Origin of the sequence: Fictibacillus sp. Mic-4, assembly GCF_049843615.1 — a bacterium.
Taxonomy (GTDB): Bacteria; Bacillota; Bacilli; order Bacillales; family Fictibacillaceae; genus Fictibacillus_A; species Fictibacillus_A gelatini.
Genome location: NZ_JBBHZM010000034.1, coordinates 20,484 through 40,890, shown reverse-complemented (window position 1 = coordinate 40,890; position 20,407 = coordinate 20,484). Strand labels below are relative to the sequence as shown.

Sequence of the window (20,407 nt, the reverse complement as noted above, 5' to 3'; positions counted from 1 at the left end):
GATTGAAATAGCCTCTTTTTTTAATGGCGGATGAAGCAGGCTAGTCGCATCCCTCGCGGATGCGTGGATTGAAATATATTCCCTTCCGGAATTGAAAGCTTTCCAGTAGTCGTCGCATCCCTCGCGGATGCGTGGATTGAAATATAATTGACGGAATCAACGGAATGATCCGTATGAGTCGCATCCCTCGCGGATGCGTGGATTGAAATTTCAGTGACAGTTTTACCATCATAACGTGTATAACGTCGCATCCCTCGCGGATGCGTGGATTGAAATAGATTAGAATGTACGAAAAAGATTTGGAACGTCAGTCGCATCCCTCGCGGATGCGTGGATTGAAATAGATTAGAATGTACGAAAAAGATTTGGAACGTCAAAGTCGCATCCCTCGCGGATGCGTGGATTGAAATGTTTGGCGATTGATAAACTCTATGATGCGATTAGTCGCATCCCTCGCGGATGCGTGGATTGAAATTGTTGTTTCTATGTGCCTTGAAAAAGGATTTTGAGTCGCATCCCTCGCGGATGCGTGGATTGAAATAGGCGTGAAAGATGAGGTCATGTCTGGAGTTTCAGTCGCATCCCTCGCGGATGCGTGGATTGAAATTTGCATCAACTACAGGCGAAAAATCAATATCAGGGTCGCATCCCTCGCGGATGCGTGGATTGAAATTCGTTAATATTAGTTCTTGTTAGTGTCAAGTCTGGTCGCATCCCTCGCGGATGCGTGGATTGAAATGTCTTTGTCTTTGTCGTCGTTAGGCAGAAAAGCAGTCGCATCCCTCGCGGATGCGTGGATTGAAATAATGCTTCCTCTGGACTCTCGGCATAGTTCGCGGTCGCATCCCTCGCGGATGCGTGGATTGAAATATAATCGTTATACACGTTATGATGGTAAAACTGTCGTCGCATCCCTCGCGGATGCGTGGATTGAAATACGTCTTCCGCCACATAGATATCGTAAAGGCGGTAGTCGCATCCCTCGCGGATGCGTGGATTGAAATTTCGGATGATAATGTCATCTATCCATGCAGTACCAGCGTCGCATCCCTCGCGGATGCGTGGATTGAAATATGATCGCTTTGCGTATGGAACAGAACCATGTCGCTGTCGCATCCCTCGCGGATGCGTGGATTGAAATAATTGATCGGTACTTGCGTTGTGGCTGGGAACGTGTCGCATCCCTCGCGGATGCGTGGATTGAAATTTTGAATAAACAGTCCTTTGAATCTCCACATAAAGTCGCATCCCTCGCGGATGCGTGGATTGAAATAATTTATTTAACCTTTTAGGGTTTACATTTAACCGTCGCATCCCTCGCGGATGCGTGGATTGAAATAAGAAACCATTTGTGAGCTAGCGGTTCTATATCCGTCGCATCCCTCGCGGATGCGTGGATTGAAATTCTCATGAAGCCGTTTCCTCAATGTCTTCCGGAAGTCGCATCCCTCGCGGATGCGTGGATTGAAATTCTCATGAAGCCGTTTCCTCAATGTCTTCCGGAAGTCGCATCCCTCGCGGATGCGTGGATTGAAATCACACGAATACGGAATGTTTTCTTTTGGGCTTCGTCGCATCCCTCGCGGATGCGTGGATTGAAATAAAAATAATCCTGCATGTATTGAAAATCTGTCATTGGTCGCATCCCTCGCGGATGCGTGGATTGAAATAAGAAAAGCCGGATGAGTTTACACTCTCCGGTTTTAGTCGCATCCCTCGCGGATGCGTGGATTGAAATCAAATACATATCCCAATACTTCTCGCGCTGACGACGTCGCATCCCTCGCGGATGCGTGGATTGAAATAGTGAAGATTTCACCGCAATGTGGGCATTTATAACGTCGCATCCCTCGCGGATGCGCGGATTGAAATATCGTTTATGAAGTATTATGAACCGTAATAAGTCCGTCGCATCCCTCGCGGATGCGCGGATTGAAATGATTTAACATATGGCGATATTCAACTGGTAAAAACAGTCGCATCCCTCGCGGATGCGCGGATTGAAATCACTTTTACGTTACTGACGAAATGCAAACGGCGTTGTCGCATCCCTCGCGGATGCGCGGATTGAAATTCGGAATGGTTGACGGAAAATGTAAACGATATTAGTCGCATCCCTCGCGGATGCGCGGATTGAAATACAGGATTAATATTCACGGTTTAAGACATACGCAGTCGCATCCCTCGCGGATGCGTGGATTGAAATATTCGTAACGTAAACCAGCTACGTGTCATATCTTCGTCGCATCCCTCGCGGATGCGTGGATTGAAATAAATTGAATACCATTCAAAAAAATGAACCCCCCAGTCGCATCCCTCGCGGATGCGTGGATTGAAATTTGGTAAGATTTTTATATATTCCAATACTATTTGCGTCGCATCCCTCGCGGATGCGTGGATTGAAATAGCAAAAGAGTATTTGGCAAATGCCGGTGTTCCCGGTCGCATCCCTCGCGGATGTGTGGATTGAAATTGAATTTTTTTGATGGTCGTTCCAAGCTGTTCGTTGTCGCATCCCTCGCGGATGTGTGGATTGAAATTCATGCGGCAACTGGTTTAGTCTTTGGTGATGATGTCGCATCCCTCACGGATGTGTGGATTGAAAGAACAAAAATTGGCAATTGTCGATTTATGACAGCGCATTCAAAAAGTATGCTATAATTAAAGACGAAAAATAGCTGTCAGAGGAGTAATTGCGATGTTGAAAGATATTTTTATGGGCTTATCCCAAAACCAATTTCTGAATAATGCCGCTAAAAAGTATGGTTTGAAATTGGGAGCGCAAAATGTTGTAGCAGGAACCAATATAGAAGAAACGATTCAAAGCATTAAAGAGTTAAATGCCCACGGGATTTCTTGCACAGTTGATAACCTGGGTGAGTTCGTTTACAAAAAAGAAGAGGCGATCGAAGCAAAAGAGCAAATCCTTAAAGTGATCGAAGCGATTCATGACAATAATGTAGACGCTCATATCTCTTTAAAGCCGACGCAGTTAGGGTTGGACATAGATTATGAATTTTGCTTAAACAACCTGGAAGAAATCGTGGCGAAAGCGGCCACTTACGATATTTTTGTCAACATTGACATGGAAGACCATAGCCATTTGCAGCCTTCCTTCGATATTCTCGATTCATTATCAGAAACCTATGACAATGTCGGAACGGTTATTCAAGCCTATTTCTATCGTGCCCAGGATGATATAAAAAAATATAAAAATTATCGCCTCCGTATTGTTAAAGGCGCTTACAAAGAGCCGGAAGAATATGCGTATCAAGATAAAAAAGATATTGATACTAACTTTATCAAACTGATCGAATATCATTTGTTAAATGGAAAATTCACATCCATTGCAACGCATGACCACCGTATCATTAACCATGTGAAAAAATTTGTGAAAAAGAATAACATTCCGAATGATAAATTTGAATTCCAAATGCTTTACGGCTTCAGAAAAGACATGCAGCTCGAATTGGCTAAAGAAGGCTACAACTTCTGTACGTATGTGCCATTCGGCAAAGACTGGTATGGTTACTTCATGCGCCGTCTTGCAGAAAGACCACAAAACTTAAATCTTGTCGTCAAACAAGTATTCAACAAAAAAACGAATACGATGATCGGGCTGGCGGCCGGAGCATTTGTATTAGGAAGATTGTCTAAAAAGAAAAAACGCAAATAACCGTCTTGATCGTAAGCAAGAAATTGAAATCATTTTTGTTATATCAGTTTCTTGCTTTTTTATTATTTTTTTATGCCCCCGAACGTAAGCTTTGAGTGTATATTTGGTAGTCACACATGACATTTATCATATTCCGGGCATGACACGTATGACTGCAAGGACGGTATCTTTTCCTCTATACTTTGGGTTAGAAATGAGGAAGGGAAGTTAATACTAAATGACAAAGCAAAAACAAACTCATCTGAGAAAGCAAGTGGCTCCCTTTGAAAAGTCGGATACTAATCGAAGCATTAGACAGCTTATCAATACACTTGTTCCGTTTTTTCTTCTATGGTTTTTAGCTTATGAGAGTCTGTCCGTTTCCTATTTGCTCACGTTGGCCTTAACGGTTATTGCAGCGGGCTTTTTGACGCGAATATTTATTATTTTTCATGACTGTTGCCACCATTCTTTCTTTAAGAATCGGCTGGCGAATAAAATTCTTGGTACAGTTACTGGTATTTTAACGTTATTTCCGTATAACCAATGGCAGCATAGCCATTCCGTCCATCACGCAACAAGCGGGAATTTGGATAAACGGGGAACGGGTGATATATGGGTATTGACCGTTGAGGAATATTTGCAAGCTTCGTTTTGGCTTCGCCTCCGTTACCGGTTGTATCGCAATCCTTTTGTTATGTTTATTTTAGGCCCGATTTACGTGTTTCTTATTACGAATCGGTTTAACCGAAAAGGTGCCCGCTTGAAAGAACGAATGAACACGTATATTACGAATGTGGCGATTGCAGGGGCAGCAGGCCTACTTTGCTATACGCTTGGATGGCAGTCGTTCCTTCTCGTGCAAGGTCCCATCTTTTTAATTTCCGGCATTGCCGGTGTCTGGCTTTTTTACGTTCAACATACGTTTGAAGATTCGTATTTTGAGGAAAATGAAGACTGGGAATATGTGAAAGCGGCCGTAGAAGGCAGTTCTTTCTACAAGCTTCCGAAGATTCTCCAATGGCTTACAGGAAACATCGGATTTCACCATGTTCATCATTTGAGCCCGAGAGTGCCGAATTATAAACTTGAAGCGGTGCACAATTACACTCAACCACTGCAGCATGTGCCGACCATCACACTAATGACTAGCTTGCGTTCGCTTAAATTCCGCCTATGGGATGAGCGAGGCAAAAAGTTTGTGGGGTACAGGGAAATTAAAGTATACTGCAAACAACTTTAAAAGGATGTTCAAAAAGTCCGGGAAACATTGCCGAATTTCTGCGTCAGCTTGCTCCTACGCTCCTCACGTGTTAAAAGGACCTATGCACCTGTGTCTTACTAGTGTTGCTACAAAGTATGCTTCCTCGGTGCAACTCGCAGTGAATCAAGGTTGCGAAGCTCGTCGTTCCGGGGCTCGGAGACTGCACTTCCTTGAACTTCTTGGCTCTGTTTGTCCTCCTTTTTGAACACGGTATTTTAAAAGAGGTTCTGAAATGATTAAAAGGTATATGGGATTCCAAAAAAATAATGGGGTTTTCCCTTATATTTGGCTTATTCTTTGTATTTTGCCGTTTTATTTTATTTTTCAATCGCAGTCAACGATTGAAATTATGGTTGGCATATTCTTGACCATTTTATTTTTTGTTTTCTATCGGATCGCTCTTGTATCCAGAGGATGGCCCGTTTATATATGGACGTTTATATTGATTGGGATTTCGATTACGTCAACGAGCCTTTTCAGCTATGTGTATTTTTCAATTTTTCTCGTTTATTTTATAGGAAACATTAAAGACCGCATGACGTTTTATATTTTATATTTTGTCCTTTTAATCAGCACTTCAGTCTCGTTTAACTTTAGCATCGTTCAGCAGAAAGAATTGTTTTTAAAACAATTGCCGTTTGTGATCATCATTTGGATCAGCGTCATTCTCCTTCCATTTGGAATCCACAATCGAAAAGAAAGAGGCCAGTTGGAAGAAAAACTGGAAGATGCGAATAAAAAGATTTCCGAGTTAATCAAGCTTCAGGAGCGGGAACGGATCGCCCGTGACCTTCATGATACGTTAGGGCAAAAGCTTTCTCTCATCGGTCTAAAGAGCGATTTAGCTAGAAAATTAATCAACAAAGAACCTGAGCGGGCGCGCAATGAATTGAAAGATGTTCAGCAAACCGCAAGAACCGCTTTGAATGAAGTGAGAAAAATGGTCTCATCGATGCGCGGCATTCGTTTAAAAGAGGAAATCGTCCGGGTGAAACAAGTCCTTGAAGCGGCTCAAATCCAATTGGAGAGCGAGCCGGAAGTTGTTTTGAAAAATGTTTCTCCTTTAACCGAGAATATTTTAAGCATGTGCCTGAAAGAAGCGGTCACCAATGTGGTCAAGCATAGCGGAGCCACTACTTGTTCGATTTCGATTGAACAATCGTGGAAAGATGTGAAGATGACCATCAAGGACAACGGAAACTTCAAGAGCACGAAAGAATATTTTGCAAAAGGGCACGGACTGACTGGAATGAAAGAACGCCTGGAATTTGTGAACGGCAGCCTGGAAATTTTAACAAAAGAAGGTACGACGCTAATCATTACCGTACCGAATGACGGGAAAGAGAAAAGGGGGGAATGAAGTGATAACGATAGTCATTGCTGAAGATCAGAAAATGCTTTTAGGTGCTTTCGGATCACTGCTTGATTTAGAGGAAGATATGAAAGTTGTCGGGATGGCGGCTAATGGCGAAGAGGCAATAGAGCTAGTTCGGAAATTTAAGCCTGACGTCTGCATCATGGATATTGAAATGCCGGGAAAAAGCGGGCTTGAAGCTGCAGAAGAACTGAAAGGGCTGGGATGCAAAGTCATTATTTTAACGACGTTTGCCCGATCCGGTTATTTTCAACGGGCGTTAAAGGCAGGAGTGAGCGGATATTTATTGAAGGATAGTCCAAGCAATGAACTGGCAAGCTCCATCCGCAGTGTCATGGCAGGAAGAAGGATTTATGCTCCTGAGTTGATGGATGACCTGTATCGTGAGGAAAACCCGCTAACCGATCGGGAAAAAGAAGTATTGGAACTCGTCGCCGATGGAAAAAACACGAAAGAAATCGCCGATCAGCTCAGCATTAAAACAGGAACGGTACGAAACTATATTTCCACGATATTAGACAAGCTTGAAGTGAAAAACAGAATTGAAGCCATTACTCAGTCGAAAGAAAAGGGCTGGTTCAAATAAAAAAATGCCTCCTCATTCATGATGAGAGAGACATTTTTGCCTGCATAAAATTCAGCTTATTCTCCTAGATCAACGTTGTGATACACTTGCCGTACATCTTCAAGGTCTTCCAGTGCATCGATCAATTTTTCAAATTGCGCCTGTGCTTCTTCTGGAAGAGTCACGTAATTTTGAGGGAGCATCGTTAGTTCGGCAACAGTAAATTCAGTGATGCCAGCATTTTTGAACGCTTCCTGAACGGCATGAAACTGATCAGGCTCAGCATAAACGATGACGGCCTCATCTTCTTCTAGAACATCACGTGCATCGACATCTGCTTCCATTAAGATTTCAAGCACTTCATCCGCCGTTTTTCCTTCAATTCCGATCACAGCTGTCGCATCAAACATATAGGCGACAGATCCGTTAACTCCCATGTTTCCGCCGTTTTTATTAAAGGCAGCACGTACATCTGCGGCTGTGCGGTTTACGTTATTGGTCAGAGTATCAACAATGACCATTGATCCATTTGGCCCGAAGCCTTCATAACGAAGTTCGTCATACGTTTCATCCGATCCGCCCTTTGCTTTTTCAATCGCGCGGTCAATGATCGTTTTCGGCACGCTGTACGTTTTGGCACGCTCAAGCACGACTTTTAACGCCTGATTGAGTTCAGGGTCAGGTTCGCCGCGTCTTGCCGCGACATAAATTTCACGCCCGAATTTTGCGTAAATGCGGGCTGTATTGGCATCTTTGGCCGCTTTTTTATCTTTAATGTTATTCCACTTACGTCCCATTTTGAACACTCGCTTTCAACTTGAATCTACTTTATCGTTTGTCCTCAACTTGTATACAAACAATTTGAGGACGTGCATGAATCCACTAGTTCTATTATACATCAAATCGAGTGTTCGTTTCGAGAGTAAGAGTTTGAGGGCGATATTATAAGCGAATCACTTTTGCACGATTAAAAAATGTTATCGCTTTCATATTGTTTTTCATTTAGGTCTATGGTACTATGAACTCAAATGTTGAATAATGGATCACATGTTACTGATTCGATCAGGCATGGTGGTAAATGAAAGGGATTCGATGATCTCTTAATTGTACCTCCATGCCTTTTTTATTTTTAATATGAAACATTAGATGGCCGAGTCGTTCGTAAACTATAACAGAATTGGTTTCGAAAAAACAAGTGTCCGCTTTTACGGCAAGGAGATGTTCTCTCGTGAAAATAACAAAAATTTTAAATAACAATGCTGTTATCGTCGTGGATGATGGACAGGAGAAAATTGCAGTTGGAGCCGGAATTGCGTTTCAGAAGAAGAAAAATGACATTGTGAACATGAATAAGGTTGAGAAATTGTTTGTCATGAAGGAAAATGAAAAATTTCAGCAATTGTTGAACCGGATTCCTGAGGAACATTTTATCATCTCAGAAGAAATTATTACGTATGCAGAAAACTATCTCGGTACAAAACTCGATGAGCATATTCATATTGCGCTTACGGATCACCTCTCGTTTGCGATTGAAAGGGAAAGGGATGGAATCCAATTAAAAAACAAACTGTTGCATGAAATTAAAGTGTTGTATCCGAAAGAATATGAAATCGGTCTCTGGGCCATTCAACATATTAAAGAAATATGCAAGATTGACATGCCCGTTGATGAAGCGGCGTTTATTGCCCTTCATATCCACACGATGAAAGTTCAAGGCGGCGACTTGCGGGAAACCGTTAAACAAACGTCAGTTATAAGAGACATTGTCCAAATGATTGCAGAATGTTTGCAAATTACGATACAGGAAGATGACATCTCGTACGAGCGGCTCATTACCCATTTACGCTTTGCTTTGACAAGAGCCCATCATTATGAACATCATACGATGGATGAAGAAATGCTGGAAATGATCAAGAGGAAATTTCCTCATTCCTATAGCTGTGCCAGTAAAGTTGCAATGGATGTAATCGCGCAGCATGGAGTAAGTCTTCCTGAACATGAATTAGGCTATATCACTCTTCATATTGAGAGATTAAGAAAACAATAGTGTTTTAGTATTACGTAGTCATACTAAGTGTGACTTTATGGAAAGAAGGTGAGAGGAAAAGAAGGACCTGACTGGCTTTATTTTATAAAAATTTTGCACGGGGTATGATCTTTTAGAGGGGGAGTACGGAAGATGATGAACTATTTACAGAGAATTGGTAAATCTCTAATGCTGCCTGTCGCAGTTTTGCCGGCAGCTGCTATTCTAATGGGGATTGGTTATTGGATCGACCCGACTGGCTGGGGAGCAGGAAGTCCCGTAGCCGCTTTCTTAATTAAAGCCGGATCGTCGATCATTGACAACATGGCGATTCTTTTTGCCGTTGGCGTCGCGCTCGGAATGTCGAAAGAAAAAGATGGTTCCGCCGCTTTAAGCGGATTGGTTGCCTATCTTGTCGTGACGACATTGCTTTCAACGAACACCGTCGCGATGCTGCAAGGAATTGATGTCGCAAAAGTTAACCCGGCTTTTGCGAAAATTGGAAACCAATTTATCGGGATTTTATCAGGGATTATCGCATCGATCATGTACAATCGTTTCAGCCATGTGAAATTGCCGGATGCATTGGCTTTCTTCAGCGGCAAACGGTTAGTGCCGATTATGACAGCGGTATCCATGTTGATCGTTTCGGTCGTTTTGTTTTTCGTATGGCCGGTGATTTTTACAGGATTAGTTTCATTTGGAGAAGCAATTAGTAAATTAGGAGCTGTTGGTGCAGGGCTATATGGGTTCTTCAACCGGCTGTTAATTCCAATCGGATTGCATCATGCGTTAAACTCCGTATTCTGGTTTGATGTTGCCGGGATTAATGACATTGGAAACTTCTGGGCTGGAAAAGGGACGAAAGGAATTACCGGAATGTATCAGGCAGGGTTCTTCCCGGTCATGATGTTCGGCCTGCCGGCTGCGGCTCTTGCGATGTATCATACGGCAAAAACGACAAGAAAGAAACAAATCGCATCTTTAATGATGGCAGCTGGTTTTGCATCATTTTTAACGGGGGTTACAGAACCAATTGAATTTGCCTTTATGTTCCTTGCACCGGCACTTTATCTCGTTCATGCGATTTTAACCGGACTTTCGTTAATGATTGCCGCCCTTTTCCATTGGACAGCAGGATTTGGCTTTAGCGCCGGATTTATCGACTTTTTCTTAAGTTGGAGATTGCCGCTTGCGAATAAGCCGTTAATGTTAATCATTCAGGGTCTTGTGTTTGCTGTCATTTACTATTTCTTATTCCGCTTCTTGATCAAGAAGTTTAATATCAAAACACCGGGCCGGGAAGATGAAACAGACGATGTCGTTTTAGGCACACAAGAAGCAGAAACAACCGAAAACAGATTCACACAAATGGCCGCCACCATTTATGAAGGGTTGGGTGGAGACGAAAATGTCACATCCGTTGATAACTGTGTCACACGCCTGCGCGTTGAAGTCAAAGACATGAATAAAGTAGACCAGGCAAAAATTTCATCAACAGGCGTGCCGGGCATTAAAATCGTTGGCCCGACAAGCATCCAGGTCGTCATCGGAACGAACGTCCAATTCGTAGCGGATGAAGTGGAAAAAATCCGCAGGCAAAAATAATAGGATTGTAGAACCGATTGCTCAAAAGCTTTCGGTTCTTTTTTAGGAATTGATAAGTTACTATAGGGAAAAGATAACAAAAACTATGCCCGGAAATGAGGAAGCGAAATTATGCTAACCATCCAATGCACAAAAAAGCTTGCTGATGAATTGATGATAGATCTTAAACAAATTGAATCAGGAGCTAGGGAACCTTTTTACTCATGGCATGCCCATTTATTTTTATTTAACCGCCGTAAATGTGTGTTATTGATGAATAATATAACACGATACAATTTTGTCCTCTTAGGTTTAAAGAAAAATGACTTTAGAGATTTTAGTAAATTGGTCGTTACGTCCATTGCGGAAAATCTAGTGGCGGACGGGATTTGCGAAATGGATGTGGATGAATATATAAAAAAATGTGGTACAGCCATCTATACAAAAACGAGCGAAAGAAGCATTTTGAGCCAGATGAATGAGATGATCAGTGTCAGTAAACATTGGATGGAAGAGGACAGGCAGAGTGGCACTGAGACAAATCTTTACGAACTGAACCGCTATTTAAATCGTTTTGTCATGCTTCAATTGCCGAAAACGTACTCGGGTGAGACGATGAGGGATGCTTTTCTGCAGAGGAAACGGGAGTAAATAAAGGGCCTGGAAAATAAAATGCTCACTTTGGAAAGTAAATCTTGCAGTTTGGAAAATAAAATGCACACTTCAGAAAATAAATTTTGCAATTTGGAAAATAAAATGCACACCTCGGAAAATAAATTACTCGTTTTGGAAAATTTCTTTCGTCATTTGGAAAATAAGAAGTATCATTTCAACAATAAACGGTTGGATGTGTGCCAAACACGTATCAATTCGGAGTCATTTCACTAAATATGAGGGCTAATTGGGATAAAAACTTTGTCAAAAGCACCAAAATGATAAAAATGTTTTTTCCTCTCACATTGGCAACGAGGGTACTAGAAAAAGATAGTACTAGGCAAGTTGTGATTTCCGATTACAATAATAGTAGATGCAAAAGGAAGTAAACGAGCTAGATTCAAACCGTACAAATGGACAGCGATTTGACTCTTTATACCATCTCTCTCAACAATTACAGTTGTCCGAGTTAAAAGGACAACAGCGAAAGGAGTGCCGGCGATGAGTGAAATCAAAGTAGTTTACGGGGATGTAGAACAAGCTTTATCTCGTTTAAAATCGGCTGTCCCGTCCCAGTAGCCCTCATTAGCTCCTGTTAAAGAAGGAAGCAACGTCCTGGATGCGATGACAAAATTAAAGAACGTAAATGAATCATTACGTAAAATCATTCAATCGTATCAATCGTTACTTCTGGAAAACGAAAAAGCGACGGAGAAGGCCGTCCAATCGATACGAGAAGCAGACGAAAAGCTAGCTTCATCGGCCAACGACAAGGGGTGACTTCATGAAGGTATTGGATGTCGAGGCATTTAACCAATCGATTAATGACACCGAGAAGTATTTGCGATCGTTGAGCGAACAAATTAAACAGACAAAGGATGCGGTGAAAGGGATCATTTCTCTCGAAGATGCCCTTAAAGGAAAAGCGGGGCAGGCGATCCGTTCGTTCTATCAGGAATGCCACCTTTCGTTTTTGCTTTATTTTGAATCGTTTCTTGAAGATTATAAAGCCATCCTGCAATCGATGAAAAACCAGCTGAAAAATTTTGAGCCTGATCCAAACGGCTTTATTAGCGAAAGTTTTTTGGACCATGATGTAAGAGCGGGACTTAATAAAATAGAGACAACGGCCATCGGCATTGTTCATGAAGCAAACGAGGCGATGAAAAAAGTCCGTGACATTATAGACCTGCCCGATCTAGATGAAACTCATTTGGTGGAAAGCATCAGACATGCGAAACGATACAGCAATCATACAATTGAACAGCTTCACGCCTTTGATAAAGCGCAAACCGCCGCGCTGGAAACAGTAGAACAGGACCTTGCTGTAATGTCCAATTACCTAAATCAAATCAGCTCGGCGATTAGAAGCGGCGAAGTGAATCTTTCAAATTACTCGGTAAAACAAATAACATCATATGAAACCTATAATGACTTGATAGGCGACCTTGCCCAGAAGACAAGTCCATATGAAAATACGATTAGACGCCCGGATACGGACGAGCAATTAATCGCAGCATCGTACATCGCACAATTGCAAAATAAAAACGTAACAAAAGAAGAATTTGAAACGCTACAGGACCAAAAAATCGAAACGGTTCATGTTATTGACGAATATGCGGAATATGACGGTGATTACCATATCCTCGCCAATGGAATGATAGTAAGGGAATATAAAGACAAGAATTTTAATAAAAAATATCAAATTGTCGATAAAGTACCAAAAAACCGGGCGGGAGGCGTCCGAGAATTAGATTCCCTATTTGAAGGCACTCCATTAGAAATCGCCGAGTATGCCGTCCCCGGAGGACTTATAAAAAAAGGCGTCACCAAACTCGGGAAAAAGGCGATTACGGGTATCGAAAAGAAATTGGTGAAGGAGTATACTGGAGGTACGCGTAAAAATATTTCACATCCGGTTCTCGATAATACAAGATCGGGAAGTGCCTTAAAGAAACCGGACGGCCAACATGGTTTTAATGATATTATTGACAATTATACTCCGCATGCTAAAGAATTTGAGATAGTTGGTGGTGACGGAGTTAAAAGGAAATTATATCAAATTGAAGGCGGAATGAAGTATTACGACTATAAAGATTTATATAATAAAAACTTAAGGATTAAAGAGAGAATAACAACTGTTAAAGACCAAAACGGTATATTTGAGTGGATTGTTGACCCAGCCAAAGGTGTTACACATAGAAGATTTATTCCTAATGGGCAAATAACAGGAGCTCCGAACCAAAGACCCAAAGAATGAAGGTGATTAGTGGATATGTTGATAGATATTTTCAAGCAAAACAAAATAAATTACGATTGGAAAACAATGTATGTGGGCTTAAAACTTGATCTAATTAAATATGGTGACATAACAAATTATGCAGTTGAGTTTTTAAGTAGCCATCCTGAAGCTAACAATCAAAACATTATTCAGCTTGCATGGGGTGGGGATGATTTCGATTACGAGAGTTTACTGGTGAATATATTGAAAGAGTCGAACATTGATGATTTGAACCTAGACGCCGATGTTTGGCAGTTTGAAATAAGAAAATGGAGATTTGTTTTACTTACATACTTAAAAATGATTCATCATGATGATTTTGAGAAGTTATTAGATAAGGTTGCTGAAGTTTATGCTGATTTTAATTATCCCGAAGATATGGATAGCTTTATTAATTATCTGGAACCAAAAGACGGTTTCAACCCTTCACAATACTCGAAAGAAGATAATGTAATTAGATTAATAAACTTATTTAATGACTTTATGAATCAAGAACACCATTATTTACAAAATTATAATACCTTTTAGCCTTTTGACCTTGATTAGAAAAATGCTAGTCAAGATTTTAAATGATTTAACTATATATAGACAAAGATATATGTTTGAAACTCAAAAACTTTTGATAGTTGTATCATCAAGAGTTTTTATAATGGCTCCTCGCTATTTATAAAGAAAATCCGTCTTTAAATCGCATAATTCTTTATTTCACTGATCGCTGTGCTTCTAAATTATGTTAGATTGAATGTTGAGGTGATAATATGTACCTATCAATTAAAGAAACCGCTGAATATTTATCGCTCCCTGAATCGTATATTGAAAAGCTTATCCTGCAAAAAAGGATACGTGCGATTCATGATGGGACGCAATATTTGATCAATAAAGAGCAGTTCAACACCCACCTTGAGCAAATGGAAAAATATAAAAAAATGGTGGAAGAATATATGAATGAACCGATCCCCGAGGACTGGGATGCAAAAGACGAGGACTAGGAATAAAGCAAACCCAGTCCCTTATATTTTCCATATTTAAGGCGATTATCGTCTCAATGAATGAATAAAGGTTATAGTCTATAACCCTTCTTTCATCAACAATATCTAATTTTTCGTAATCAATCTTTGCTTTTCCAAATGCACGTAATATGTTATCTAAATACCCGCCATCAATAAACAAAGCAGTTCTGGCAGAGATTATAAGCCCTCATCCCATAAAATAAAACAGGGGGATGCAAGCATCCCCCTGTTGTTCTTGGCCTACTATCCACAAAAGAATGGTATCGATTAATTCTAATTATATTATATTCAAATTAATTAAGAATGTAAACAAAATGTATAAAAATTCGCAAAGTATTTTCTTTAATCGTTACTAAATGCCCGGTTATTTAAAAAAAGTTTACTCAAGTTTTTGGAAAAACTTGAGTAAACCCTAAATTGCTATGTTGTGCTAAGCTCCTGGATTTTGCCTCTTTCGCTATTTCCTTTTTCAAGCGTATTTAATACGGCTCTTGCTAATATGTGGATGCCCTTTAAAATTGCTTCCCGGTCAAACGTCATGTGGGGGTGGTGAAGACCGGGTTCAAGTCCGCACCCAAGTCCGAGCATCGTTGATTTTAAATGTGGCCGTTTTAATGCATAAAAATGAAAATCTTCTCCGCCTGTTGTAACGAGCGGTAGATCTAAGTTTTCGCTTCCAATCGTTTCGCAAATTGCTTCAGCCATCATTTGCTGGGCCTCGGGGTGCACCCGGGCAGCGGCAAGATGTGGCGGGATGACGAGGTCGATTTTCACCTGGTAAAAATTCGCCACAGAATCTGCCGCCATTTTCACATGCTCGACTAACGTTTCCATCACTTCATTCGTTTGCGCCCTTAAGTCAAGGCTAAATTCCGCCTGACCTGGAATAATATTGGAACATTCTCCGCCGGCACGGAGCATCGTCATTTTGACAGAATGAGGGATCATCGGGTCAATATGAATGTGGGCCAGTTCATGAACGAGTGTTGATGCCACTTCAATCGCGTTAGTGCCAAGGTGCGGCCTTGCCCCATGAGCATCTTCCCCGATAATCGTTCCTCCGATATATTGGCTGGCACCATGGATGATGGCGGGTGCTGCGTGCCCGTTTTTTGTTTCCTGAACCGGCCGCAAATGAATGCCATATAAATAATCGACATCATCAACGACGCCTTTTTCAATCATTTTCAGAGCCCCTTCGCCTTTTTCTTCGGCAGGTTGAAAGATAAAGCGAATCGTTCCGACGGGCAATGATTTCAATTTCTTTAAAAGAAGAAGAACACCAAGCGCCATTGTCATATGGGAGTCATGTCCACAAGAATGGTTCGCGCGGAATTCACCGTCCACTTCTTGCCAGAGAGCATCCATATCGGCCCTGACGGCAACGACGGGAGAACCTTCACCAATTTCACCGATAACCCCCGTACAATCATCAAAGGTATACGTACGGCAGCCATATGAATCGAGCTTTTGTTTAATAAATTTTGTCGTCTCAATTTCCTTCCAGCTTACTTCTGGATGGTGATGAAGGTGTTCAAATATCTCCATCACCTCTTGCTTAATTTCTTCAAGTAATGCCTCCATGATGAAAAATGCTCCTTTCAAACAACTCCGTCCTGATCATAACCAAAACTACTAATGGATCTATCGTTTTGCTAAAAAACCTTCCATATAATGTAGCATAACGGCAAAATATTCACAATACTTGATGTTATTTTCAATACATACCCTTTATAAATCATATGAAACAAGTGCTGGTAGGGATACATGATCTTGAAAAGCAATAGTCGTGGTACTTTATTTTATGTTAAAAATTGTAGAAAATGATCAGGTGAAAAACATAAAAAGCTAACCTGGCTAAACGAGGTTAGCTTAAAAGCCCGCGTCTTAGGCTTTCTGTTCAAAGCGTTTAATAATTTCAATGATCACGTTGGTCGCTTTAATCATATTGTCTACTGAAATAAATTCGTACTTGCCGTGATAGTTTTCCCCGCCAGTGAAAATATTTGGTGTCGGAAGCCCCATATACGATAGCTGGGAACCGTCTGTACCGCCGCGGATCGGCTTAATATTCGGTTGAATGCCGAGGCTCTCCATCGCTTCATAGGCAATATCGACGATTTCTTTAACTGGCTCGATTTTTTCTTTCATATTATAATATTGATCGTTCATCTCAAGAAGAATATTTTCTTCACCATATGTTTTTCGTAACTCATTTACGATTGCTTCTAAATTGGCTTTTCTTGCCTGAAACTCTTCCTTGTCAAAGTCACGGATAATATAGTGCAGTTTTGTTTCTTCAACATCGCCGTTAATTGAAATTAAATGATAGAAGCCTTCGTATCCTTCCGTTGTTTCCGGAGCTTCTTCTTGCGGAAGGCGATTGTTTAATTCCATCGCGATTTTAGCGGAGTTGACCATTTTACCTTTGGCTGAACCGGGGTGGATATTTTTCCCTCTGATCGTGATTTTGGCTGCAGCGGCATTGAAGCTTTCATATTCCAACTCTCCAAGAGGCCCACCGTCAACCGTATAGGCAAATTTTGCATTGAAGGCGTTTACATCAAATTTGTGGGGACCGCGTCCGATTTCTTCATCAGGGGTGAAAGCGATTCTAACTTTTCCGTGCTTGATTTCAGGGTGCTGGATTAAATACGCCATCGCAGTCATAATTTCAGCAACACCCGCTTTATTGTCGGCGCCGAGAAGCGTTGTCCCGTCAGTCGTAATAAGCGTATGCCCGATATATTTTTCTAGATCCGGGAAGTCTTTTGGGGAAAGGACGACATTTAAGCTTTTGTTTAAGATAATATCTTTTCCGTCATAGTTTTCAACGATTTGTGGATTGACGTTTTTTCCGGTAAAATCAGTTGCCGTATCGACATGAGCTAAAAATCCAATCGTTGGTACTTCTTTTTCTGTAGTAGAAGGGAGCGTTGCCATGACGTATCCATTTTCATCCATGGTCACTTCCTCCATGCCGATCGACTTTAATTCTTCTACAAGCATACGAGCGAGTTCCAGCTGTCCGGGTGTTGAAGGGCATGTGCTGCTGCTTTCATCAGACTGTGTGTCCACTTTCACATAGGAAGTGAATCGTTCAATGATTTCATTTTTCAACTTTTCTTCATCTCCTTTTTCGATTCTCGCTATTTATCTTATCATGATTTTAATGTTCTACCCAATTGCAGATTATCGTTTTGAAAGTTAAGAAAATGCCCCGATAAACGAGACATTTTCAAAAAAGTGTTAGATCCGGACACTAATATCATATTCTTTAAGCCAATAGTTCACTTGAAGAAGATAATCGATCAATCCGCGAGCCTCTGTTCCGTTTATTGTTTTATCGTTGCCATCGGCGATAGTGCGGACCCGTTCTTTGTTGATCATCGGTAAAATCGGTGAATTTGGATCGTTTAATACATCGACCATCCAGTTGCTGACCCCTTTTAAATATGCGGCATCTTTTGTGCTTGGATAGGCGCTTTTTCTCCGATTGCGCACATCGTCCGGGAGATAGCCTTCAAAAGCCCGGCGAAGAATTCCCTTTTCAATATTGTCGATGCTTTTCAATTCAAATGGCACATTCCATAAATATTCGACAAGCCGGTAATCGCAGAACGGTACGCGTACTTCAAATCCTGTCATCATGCTAGAGCGGTCTTTTCGATCAAGCATGAACGGAAGGAATCTGGTAATAAACATATAGGACATTTGCCGCTGTTTTGCCTGCAAATCTTCTTCTCCTTCTAGAAAAGGAACTTCACTGAGCGCTTCCAAAAATCTTTGTTTTTGGTATAGTTCAGGCTGAATGCTCTCTTTTAAATCTTCAGATAGAATACTAGAAAAATAGCCAAGGTTAACATTCCACGGAAACACATTAGCATTTAAAAACTGGTCTTGATAAAACCATGGATAGCCGGAAAAGACTTCATCCGCCGATTCGCCGGAAAGGGCGACGGTTGCATTCTTTTTCATTTCTTTAAACAAAAGATAAAGGGATGTTTCAAGCTCCCCGACGCCAGGCAGGTCCCGGGCCCGCATCGGAACAAGCAAATTCTCGACTAGCTTGTCAGCTCCAAGAACGATTGAATGATGGTTAGTTCCGACATGCTCTGATACCCGTTTTACCCATGGCTCGTCGAGATCGCGGCGAAGAAAATCCTGCTCAAAATCCTTTTCATTGTTGACAAAATCGATTGAATACGTATGCAGCGTTTTTCCGTTCCGTCTATATTCAGCGCCTGCCATAGCGGTCAGCCCGCTCGAATCAAGTCCGCCGGAAAGCATCGTGACAAGCGGACGGTCGGATAGTAATTGGCGTTTGACGGTATCTTCTAATATCGAACGAATCGTCTGAACGGTAGTATCTACGTCATCCGTATGTTCTTTGCTTTCAAGTTTCCAATAGCGTTCCGTTTTGACCCGATTGGCCGTAAACGTCATGTAATGGCCTGCCCGTACTTCTTTTACGTTTTTAAACACGCCATTTCCGGGTGTTCGCATCGGTCCGAGGGCGAACACTTCAGCAAGCCCTTCGCGATCTACCTCTGTTTTTACCAGCGGATGGGAAAGCAGTACTTTCAGCTCAGAACCGAAAATAATGGCACTGCCCTGCACGGTATAAAATAAAGGCTTCACTCCTAGATGATCTCGACCGAGCATAAGCTGCTGACGTCTTTCATCCCAAATTCCAAACGCAAAAATGCCGTTAAAGTGTTTCACACAATCTTCTTTCCACTCTAAATAGGCATGAAGCAATACTTCTGTATCTGAATTGGTTTGAAAGTGGTGGCCTTTTTCTATTAATTTTTTGCGCAACTCCTTGTAATTGTATAGCTCCCCGTTATAGGTCAGGGCTATTGTATATTCGCCATCTTGATAAAGCATTGGTTGGAGTCCGCCTTCCGGATCAATGACAATCAAACGACGATGGCCAAATGCCGCACGCTCCGAAAACCAAAACCCGTCCGCATCCGGTCCTCGATGTATAATGCGATCCGTCATTTTCTTTAAAATAGGTTGTTGTTCGGAAAGATTTCTTGTCCAATCAATCCAGCCTGCAATTCCACACATTCTATTGCCTTCTTTCTTTCGTTGGTCTCCTATCAAAGCCCCCTCGAAAAAGTCGACCAAGTTGCAAATTCAGTCGAATCATCGTAAAAAAATAGAATGAATTCGACTGAATTCTGATTTTGGTCATATTTTAATGGTAAATCGCAAGAAAATGAAAGGCAAACAATTATAATCGATTTGCTTGAAAATACGAGTTTAGTCCTATCCCCGCCTGTTTCTATTAGTGCTTATATCACATTTGTTTGTATTATTTGATTCATCAGCAAAGATCAGTATAATGGTATAAAATAGATCGGATAAAGGTGCTAAGAATGGAAAACAAAGAGGACAAAAAAATTAGAATAATCAAAGCGGCGACCAGGTTATTCTCTTCACAGGGCGTGCGGAATACGACGGTCGATCAAATCGCAAAAAAGGCGGGGATCGGAAAAGGAACAGTTTATTACTACTATGACGATAAAACAGAGATTCTGCTTGATTGTTACATGCAACATATTATAAAGATTCGAGAAAAGGCAAAAAACGAGCATTTAAGTAATGCCGATGTTGTGCAAAGGCTGCAGCGGCTTCTTCAATATATTAGTGAAGAGTCTTGTTATGATCCATTTGTATCAACACTTTTTCAAGAGTATAAACAAGCTCGTCTTCCCGAGATTAGCCTTTGTTTCAAGCAGTCCGAAGAAGATGCGGTAAGGATGGTGACGCATTTGCTTGAAGAAGGGATAAATAATGGAGAATTAGAAAACGTGCCATTGCCGCTTACAGCTTTTTTGCTCGTTAGGATGATGTTTTCCTATAATTTGGATTATCGCAAAAACGACAAAAGCGATGATGAGTTCTTAAGGTTGTTGAGAAAAATGCTGCTGAAAAATTAGAAAGAAGAACAATAATCAGGTGCTTGAAGAGGTTTATCA

At 41.3% G+C, this 20,407-nt stretch carries 15 protein-coding genes, 1 pseudogene and 1 CRISPR repeat array; of the genes and pseudogenes, 12 read left to right on the top strand and 4 right to left on the bottom strand.

Annotated elements, in window-relative coordinates; all coding sequences use genetic code 11:
* Window positions 1-43: 43 nt before the first annotated feature.
* Window positions 44-2,606: direct repeats of the CRISPR family, unit length 32 nt; unit sequence GTCGCATCCCTCGCGGATGCGTGGATTGAAAT.
* A 92-nt stretch (window positions 2,607-2,698) separates the two neighbouring features.
* From WD019_RS17585 to WD019_RS17570, 4 genes are all read left to right on the top strand, one after another.
* Window positions 2,699-3,676, top strand: coding sequence for a proline dehydrogenase family protein (locus tag WD019_RS17585; protein WP_425712322.1), 978 nt, complete (start codon window positions 2,699-2,701; stop codon window positions 3,674-3,676).
* 217 nt (window positions 3,677-3,893) lie between these two features.
* Window positions 3,894-4,898 carry a fatty acid desaturase gene (locus WD019_RS17580; RefSeq protein ID WP_425712321.1) on the top strand — a complete coding sequence of 335 codons (1,005 nt, stop codon included), beginning with the start codon at window positions 3,894-3,896 and terminating at the stop codon, window positions 4,896-4,898.
* Between the two features lie 253 nt (window positions 4,899-5,151).
* Window positions 5,152-6,279, top strand: a complete 1,128-nt coding sequence (locus tag WD019_RS17575; RefSeq protein ID WP_026678571.1) for a sensor histidine kinase — start codon at window positions 5,152-5,154, stop codon at window positions 6,277-6,279.
* A 1-nt stretch (window position 6,280) separates the two neighbouring features.
* Complete coding sequence (locus WD019_RS17570) at window positions 6,281-6,880, top strand: response regulator (protein ID WP_425712320.1); 600 nt, start codon at window positions 6,281-6,283, stop codon at window positions 6,878-6,880.
* A gap of 56 nt (window positions 6,881-6,936) precedes the next feature.
* Here the strand turns inward: WD019_RS17570 and WD019_RS17565 are convergent, their stop codons facing one another.
* Window positions 6,937-7,656 (bottom strand): YebC/PmpR family DNA-binding transcriptional regulator, encoded by a 720-nt coding sequence (locus tag WD019_RS17565; RefSeq protein ID WP_026678573.1) that lies wholly within the window; start codon window positions 7,654-7,656, stop codon window positions 6,937-6,939.
* A gap of 431 nt (window positions 7,657-8,087) precedes the next feature.
* Here WD019_RS17565 and WD019_RS17560 point away from each other — a divergent pair, with 431 nt between their 5' ends.
* From WD019_RS17560 to WD019_RS17530, 7 genes and pseudogenes are all read left to right on the top strand, one after another.
* Complete coding sequence (locus WD019_RS17560) at window positions 8,088-8,906, top strand: PRD domain-containing protein (RefSeq protein ID WP_425712319.1); 819 nt, start codon at window positions 8,088-8,090, stop codon at window positions 8,904-8,906.
* Window positions 8,907-9,038: 132 nt separating this feature from the next.
* Window positions 9,039-10,493, top strand: coding sequence for an N-acetylglucosamine-specific PTS transporter subunit IIBC (nagE, locus tag WD019_RS17555; protein WP_425712318.1), 1,455 nt, complete (start codon window positions 9,039-9,041; stop codon window positions 10,491-10,493).
* Window positions 10,494-10,604: 111 nt separating this feature from the next.
* Window positions 10,605-11,123 carry a DUF6933 domain-containing protein gene (locus tag WD019_RS17550; RefSeq protein WP_425712317.1) on the top strand — a complete coding sequence of 173 codons (519 nt, stop codon included), beginning with the start codon at window positions 10,605-10,607 and terminating at the stop codon, window positions 11,121-11,123.
* Window positions 11,124-11,723: 600 nt separating this feature from the next.
* A pseudogene (locus tag WD019_RS17545) lies at window positions 11,724-11,906 on the top strand (DUF5344 family protein); the annotation flags it as partial.
* A 4-nt stretch (window positions 11,907-11,910) separates the two neighbouring features.
* Entirely contained in the window at window positions 11,911-13,386 is a 1,476-nt protein-coding gene (locus tag WD019_RS17540) for a ribonuclease YeeF family protein (RefSeq protein ID WP_425712316.1), read from the top strand.
* Between the two features lie 15 nt (window positions 13,387-13,401).
* Window positions 13,402-13,935 carry a DUF2247 family protein gene (locus WD019_RS17535; protein ID WP_425712315.1) on the top strand — a complete coding sequence of 178 codons (534 nt, stop codon included), beginning with the start codon at window positions 13,402-13,404 and terminating at the stop codon, window positions 13,933-13,935.
* A gap of 230 nt (window positions 13,936-14,165) precedes the next feature.
* Complete coding sequence (locus tag WD019_RS17530) at window positions 14,166-14,396, top strand: excisionase family DNA-binding protein (RefSeq protein ID WP_425712314.1); 231 nt, start codon at window positions 14,166-14,168, stop codon at window positions 14,394-14,396.
* A gap of 441 nt (window positions 14,397-14,837) precedes the next feature.
* On the opposite strand, the gene WD019_RS17525 is transcribed toward WD019_RS17530, so the two are convergent.
* The 3 genes from WD019_RS17525 to asnB form a co-directional block, all read right to left on the bottom strand.
* Window positions 14,838-16,001 (bottom strand): M20 peptidase aminoacylase family protein, encoded by a 1,164-nt coding sequence (locus tag WD019_RS17525; protein ID WP_425712313.1) that lies wholly within the window; start codon window positions 15,999-16,001, stop codon window positions 14,838-14,840.
* 303 nt (window positions 16,002-16,304) lie between these two features.
* On the bottom strand, window positions 16,305-17,537 hold the full coding sequence (pepT, locus tag WD019_RS17520) for a peptidase T (protein ID WP_425712312.1): 1,233 nt from the start codon (window positions 17,535-17,537) through the stop codon (window positions 16,305-16,307).
* A 129-nt stretch (window positions 17,538-17,666) separates the two neighbouring features.
* Window positions 17,667-19,493 carry an asparagine synthase (glutamine-hydrolyzing) gene (gene asnB, locus WD019_RS17515; RefSeq protein WP_026679013.1) on the bottom strand — a complete coding sequence of 609 codons (1,827 nt, stop codon included), beginning with the start codon at window positions 19,491-19,493 and terminating at the stop codon, window positions 17,667-17,669.
* A 302-nt stretch (window positions 19,494-19,795) separates the two neighbouring features.
* Between asnB and WD019_RS17510 the strand changes: the two genes are divergently transcribed.
* Window positions 19,796-20,368, top strand: a complete 573-nt coding sequence (locus WD019_RS17510; RefSeq protein ID WP_425712311.1) for a TetR/AcrR family transcriptional regulator — start codon at window positions 19,796-19,798, stop codon at window positions 20,366-20,368.
* The last annotated feature ends 39 nt before the right edge of the window (window positions 20,369-20,407 follow it).

Bases quoted from the DNA above. Each gene is read 5' to 3' on its own strand.
- WD019_RS17585 (WP_425712322.1), top strand. From the start codon at position 2,699: ATGTTGAAAGATATTTTTATGGGCTTATCCCAAAACCAATTTCTGAAT.
- WD019_RS17580 (WP_425712321.1), top strand. From the start codon at position 3,894: ATGACAAAGCAAAAACAAACTCATCTGAGAAAGCAAGTGGCTCCCTTT.
- WD019_RS17575 (WP_026678571.1), top strand. From the start codon at position 5,152: ATGATTAAAAGGTATATGGGATTCCAAAAAAATAATGGGGTTTTCCCT.
- WD019_RS17565 (WP_026678573.1), bottom strand. From the start codon at position 7,656: ATGGGACGTAAGTGGAATAACATTAAAGATAAAAAAGCGGCCAAAGAT.
- nagE (WP_425712318.1), top strand. From the start codon at position 9,039: ATGATGAACTATTTACAGAGAATTGGTAAATCTCTAATGCTGCCTGTC.
- WD019_RS17550 (WP_425712317.1), top strand. From the start codon at position 10,605: ATGCTAACCATCCAATGCACAAAAAAGCTTGCTGATGAATTGATGATA.
- WD019_RS17540 (WP_425712316.1), top strand. From the start codon at position 11,911: ATGAAGGTATTGGATGTCGAGGCATTTAACCAATCGATTAATGACACC.
- WD019_RS17535 (WP_425712315.1), top strand. From the start codon at position 13,402: ATGTTGATAGATATTTTCAAGCAAAACAAAATAAATTACGATTGGAAA.
- WD019_RS17530 (WP_425712314.1), top strand. From the start codon at position 14,166: ATGTACCTATCAATTAAAGAAACCGCTGAATATTTATCGCTCCCTGAA.
- WD019_RS17525 (WP_425712313.1), bottom strand. From the start codon at position 16,001: ATGGAGGCATTACTTGAAGAAATTAAGCAAGAGGTGATGGAGATATTT.
- asnB (WP_026679013.1), bottom strand. From the start codon at position 19,493: ATGTGTGGAATTGCAGGCTGGATTGATTGGACAAGAAATCTTTCCGAA.